Here is a 5394-nt window from a genome sequence, read left to right as displayed (position 1 = left end):
ACCATGAGTTGATTTGAAAGGAGGAATTCATCGTGAAAAAGAATATCAGTTTTATCCCTATGGATTCCGCCCTTGAAATTTGGATGCTGGAAAAGCTGATTAAAGAGCCGCCGAAAAGTGACTGTGCAGAAGATTTACTGTCTGGCATCCGGGATATGATCAGCGGGGAGGTATCTTCTTTGCTTTTGGGAGCATCAGAAGAAACAGAGCTACCTGCCGGTATTCTGTCGGACGGGATTCTAATTGGAGAATTGGAGATTCATCCGAAAAGTAGAAAGGTTCTGCTGAAAGGTTCAGAAATCAGCTTGACCCCAAAAGAGTTTGACATTCTGTATTTTCTTTCCCAGAATCGGGGCGAGGTCTTTACTAAAGAGCAGATTTATCGTGCAGTCTGGGAAGAGGATTATCTGCTGGATGACAGCAACATCATGGCATTTATCCGAAAACTGAGAAAGAAGATTGAGCCTGATCCAGATGCGCCGAAGTATATTTTGACTATCTGGGGCATCGGGTACAAATTTAATGACCAACTATAACATAGGCGGACTGAGACCACTTTCGGTTTCAGCCCGCCTAAATTCTTGTCAAATCGCAAGGAAATCGCAAGGTTTTCGCCATGGGAGTCACCTTGCGATTGTTGTATTATTAAGCCTGTGCCTGTTGCAAGGTATTGTTCCGCGGCTTCAGCCGGTATACATCTCAAACATGTATGAAGAGAATAAAGCCCAAAGACATTTTGAGAGCGGCATTGGACCGCTTTGCCATGATTATCAAAAAGAATTATAAAAGAAGGAGGTATTAAAGTGGAGAGTAAATCGAATCCCGATAATGCCGCACAAAAGACTGCAATGCACGTTTCCAGTATCAGTATCATTGTAAATCTCCTTTTGTCTTTATTTAAATTGATTGCCGGAATCATCGCAAGATCTGACGCCATGATCTCCGATGCAGTTCATTCAGCGTCCGATGTGCTTAGCACAATTGTGGTTATCGTTGGAGCAAAAATGTCGAGCAAGGAATCCGATGCAGAGCATCCTTACGGACATGAGCGTATTGAATGCGTATCATCCATTATCCTCTCGGGTGTGTTGCTGGTAACGGGAATTGGAATCGGAATTGTTGGGTTGAAAAAGATTATTGCCGGCAGCACTGGGGATGATTTGACAGTTCCGGGAATATTGGCGCTTATGGCCGCCGTAGTATCCATTATTGTAAAGGAGTGGATGTACTGGTTCACCAGATCGGCCGCAAAGAAGATTAATTCCGGCTCTCTGATGGCAGATGCGTGGCATCACCGTTCAGATGCCCTATCTTCTATTGGTTCGTTTGCGGGGATTCTGGGGGCAAGGCTTGGCTATCCTATTTTAGATTCAATTGCCAGTGTTATCATTTGTGTGGTGATTGTGAAGGTGTCCATGGATATTTTCCGTGATGCTATCAATAAAATGGTAGATCATTCCTGCAATGATGCTACTGAAGATAAACTACGAAGTCTGATTGCCGCAATCCCTGAAATAAGGCGTATTGACCTGCTACAGACCCGCCTGTTTGGTATGAAAATATATGTGGATATTGAGATTGCCGTAGATGAAAACCTACGGTTAAAAGAAGCGCATTATATTGCTGAGCAGGTTCATTACTCAATAGAAAATTCCTTTCCAGAAGTAAAACACTGCATGGTTCATGTAAACCCAGCAAGCACTGTATCCGATGGCAGTACAAAGTAGAACATAGCAATCTATGAACTATTATCAACGTATTATTCTTTAAAATCTTGCCAAATCGCAAGGAAATCGCAAGGTTTTCGCCATGTGATTCTCCTTGCGGTTTTTATATACTGTTCGTGGTCGAAGGGAGGCGATTCGCATGTTTTACACCGATTTTGTTTTAAGAAACTCCCTCTCCTTGGCGCTTGGCTTTCTGATTGAATTGGAACGGCAGCTAACCGGCCATCCGGCAGGTATTCGTATCAATGTTCTGATTTGCATGGGAACCAGCTTCTTTACCTTGTTTCCAATGCTCTATGGCCCGGATCAGGTATTTCGTGTCGGGAGCAGTATTATATCCGGTGTTGGCTTTTTATGCAGCGGTGTGATTTTCAAGGACAGCGGAACAGTGCGTGGAATGAATACTGCGGCAACGCTATGGTGTACAGCTGCCATTGGCATTCTTGCAAGTACAGGGATGTATGCAATGGCAATCACCGCTGCTGGTATTTTGATTGGCTCCAACTTGATTTTGCGTCCTCTTGCAAGAAAGTTGAATCCAATCACTGCCGGTGATGAATCTGAAAAACAATATCGTATTTCGGTCACTTGTCAGGAAGATGCAGAGCAGGAAATTCGTCTGTTGCTTATTAACAGCAATCCTTGCAAAACGCTGTTCCTGGATAATCTGGAAAGCGGCGATGTTGTTGGTGACAAGGTTGAGATCATTGAGGAATACTGTTCTGCTAGAAAGCCTAAAAACAATGTTTTAGAGGGAATCGTTGGGCAGGCATTGGCAATCCCGGAAGTTGTAAGCGCTGGTTGGGAGGTGTTGTGAGTGAAGACGAAAATCAAAGATCACAAACTGGCAATTTTCTTTGCACTTTACTCCGTGTTCACAATAATATGCGGGTGTTTAAGCTGGATGTTCTCTAAACAGAGGATTTTGATGTTTCAGATGTGGTATCAGGTAACTGCTGTTATTTGGTTTATCCTTGCTGTTACAGTGATCATACTGCTCACCAGACTTCTGAGACTAAAAAATGAAATAAAATATTGGAAGGAGTGAGGAAATATGGATTTCACCTGCATCTTTTTCGGAGTTCTTTTTACTATTGCAGGTTTCTTGTTTGCTTGTGGGAAAGGACATATTCACCTGTCTGCGTGGAAAAATATGTCGCAGGAAGAGAAAGATAAAATTAAAATTATCCCGCTTTGCCGTAACATCGGGGAAGTCATTGTACTCAATGGCATTATCTTTCTGATGAAGGGGTTTTGGGCAGGATTTTCAAACCACTGGTTTGTGTGTGCGATGATAGCATGGCTAATCGTTGCAGGCTTTGATGTCTGGTATATCGGAAAGAGCAACCGCTATTATAGTCAATAATCCGCATTGCGGTTTCACATAGATATTTTATAAAACAGTGAGGTGAAAGGCATGGACTCTGACAGTAGTCCGCGAAGGCAAAGAGCAGCAGATGGGGATTCGGAAGTTCCGTGTCCCTCATGTGATTGCCCTGGCCTCTACAAAAATTCAAGGAGGTAAGTTTAATGAACAAGAAAGAAAACCGCATGGCTGTTCGTCAGTCTGTCGAAAAGACAGTCATTCGTGACGAACAGAACCGTCGCATTCAATTTGCTGCAACCAATCCCATTAAAGAGGTTTTGAAAAAACTTCATACCACACTTCGGGGATTAGATGCAGAAGCAGTACACGTAAGTCGTACCAAATATGGCACCAATAAAGTAACGCATGAAAAAAAGAAGTCCTTGGCAAAACGGGTGGCCGGTGCGTTTATCAACCCCTTTACAGCCATTCTGTTTTGTCTGGCTCTGGTATCAACCATTACAGATATGATTCTACCTTATTTTTCTCTGTTTGGCAGTACGCCGGAGGATTTTGATTGTCTGACGGTGGTTATCATTTTAACAATGGTGTTCATTTCAGGTACGCTTCGGTTTGTGCAGGAATCCAGAAGTGGAAACGCAGCAGAAAAGTTGTTAGCCATGATTACGACCACCTGCACCGTTACCCGTAAGAACCAGGAAAAAATAGAAATTCCTATGGATGATCTGGTGGTCGGAGATATTGTACATCTGTCTGCTGGAGACATGATTCCGGCGGATGTTCGTATTTTGGACGCGAAGGATTTGTTTGTCAGCCAGTCAAGTCTTACTGGAGAGAGTGAACCTGTTGAAAAAACGCCCAATGTGAGCGCACAGAAAGAGAGCGTGACCGATTACACAAACATTGCTTTTATGGGTAGTAATGTGATTTCTGGCAGCGCAACAGCTGTTGTTGCTTGTGTTGGCGATCATACTCTGTTTGGCTCCATGGCGTGCGCAGTTGCCGGGGAAGCGGTTGAAACAAGCTTTACCAAGGGTGTCAACGCCGTTTCTTGGGTGCTGATTCGTTTTATGCTCGTTATGGTTCCGCTGGTGTTCTTCGTCAACGGTATCACCAAGGGCGACTGGTTAGAGGCCTTCTTATTCGGCATTTCTATTGCTGTCGGTTTGACACCGGAAATGCTGCCGATGATTGTAACAACCTGTCTTGCGAAAGGTGCTGTTTCCATGAGCAAGAAGCAGACAATCGTTAAAAACCTCAATTCTATTCAGAATTTCGGTGCCATTGACATTCTCTGCACCGACAAGACCGGCACTCTGACCCAAGATAAGGTTGTGCTGGAATACCACCTGAATGTAAATGGCGAGGACGATACGCGAGTACTGCGTCACGCTTACATTAATAGTTACTTCCAGACCGGCTATAAAAACCTGATGGATTTGGCGATTATCAATAAGACGGAGGAAGAAGAAGCAGCAGATTCGCGTCTCATTGACCTGTCCGAAAACTATGTAAAGGTAGACGAGATTCCTTTTGACTTTACTCGTCGCCGTCTGACTACTGTGGTGCAGGATAAAAAGGGCAAGACCCAAATGGTAACAAAAGGTGCTGTGGAAGAAATGCTTTCTATTTGTACATTTGCAGAGTGTGATGGAGGAGTGCAGCCTCTGACGGATGACGTTCGTTGTCGGATTCTGGAGACAGTGGATGATCTTAACGACAAGGGATTTCGCGTTCTGGGGATTGCACAGAAAAGCAATCCGTCCCCAGTTGGCGCATTTGGTGTCAAAGATGAGTGTGACATGGTGCTGATTGGATATCTGGCATTCCTGGATCCTCCAAAAGAATCTACTGCGGATGCTATTAAGGCTTTGAAAGACCACGGTGTTACCACCAAAATTTTAACCGGTGATAACGACAAAGTGACTCGTACCATCTGCAAGCAGGTGGGGATGAAGGTTCGCAATATGCTTCTAGGTTCTGATTTGGAGCACATGAGCGATGTAGAGCTTGCAAGAGCGGCGGAGTCTACAGATGTATTTGCAAAGCTGACTCCTGACCAGAAGGCTCGTGTGGTTTCCGTTCTCCGTGAAAATGGTCATACGGTCGGTTTCATGGGTGACGGTATCAATGATGCCGCAGCTATGAAAGCCGCCGACATCGGCATTTCGGTGGATACTGCTGTCGATGTGGCAAAGGAATCTGCCGACATCATTCTGCTGGAAAAAGACCTAATGGTTTTGGAGCAGGGTATCATTGAGGGACGTAAGACCTACGCCAACATGATTAAATATATCAAGATGACTGCATCTTCCAACTTCGGCAATATGTTCTCTGTAC

6 protein-coding genes are annotated in these 5394 nt (G+C 44.3%); all 6 read left to right on the top strand.

Going from position 1 to position 5394, the window contains the following annotated elements:
* Positions 1-32: 32 nt before the first annotated feature.
* On the top strand, positions 33-536 hold the full coding sequence (locus QVP35_RS01280; RefSeq protein ID WP_006566797.1) for a winged helix-turn-helix domain-containing protein: 504 nt from the start codon (positions 33-35) through the stop codon (positions 534-536).
* Positions 537-803: 267 nt separating this feature from the next.
* Positions 804-1727 carry a cation diffusion facilitator family transporter gene (locus tag QVP35_RS01275; protein WP_006566799.1) on the top strand — a complete coding sequence of 308 codons (924 nt, stop codon included), beginning with the start codon at positions 804-806 and terminating at the stop codon, positions 1725-1727.
* 139 nt (positions 1728-1866) lie between these two features.
* Complete coding sequence (locus QVP35_RS01270; protein WP_006566800.1) at positions 1867-2544, top strand: MgtC/SapB family protein; 678 nt, start codon at positions 1867-1869, stop codon at positions 2542-2544.
* Entirely contained in the window at positions 2545-2775 is a 231-nt protein-coding gene (locus QVP35_RS01265; RefSeq protein WP_006566801.1) for a hypothetical protein, read from the top strand.
* A 6-nt stretch (positions 2776-2781) separates the two neighbouring features.
* Entirely contained in the window at positions 2782-3093 is a 312-nt protein-coding gene (locus tag QVP35_RS01260; protein WP_006566802.1) for a DUF3784 domain-containing protein, read from the top strand.
* A 164-nt stretch (positions 3094-3257) separates the two neighbouring features.
* Positions 3258-5394, top strand: a 2137-nt coding sequence (gene mgtA, locus QVP35_RS01255; RefSeq protein WP_288187721.1) for a magnesium-translocating P-type ATPase, incomplete at its 3' end; no start/stop codon positions are given.

The sequence above is a fragment of the Anaerostipes sp. CAG:276 genome (assembly GCF_000432215.1).
Taxonomy (GTDB): Bacteria; Bacillota; Clostridia; order Lachnospirales; family Lachnospiraceae; genus Anaerostipes; species Anaerostipes caccae.
Note: the sequence above shows the minus strand (reverse complement) of the source record. Positions and strands in the feature narration are given on the sequence as shown.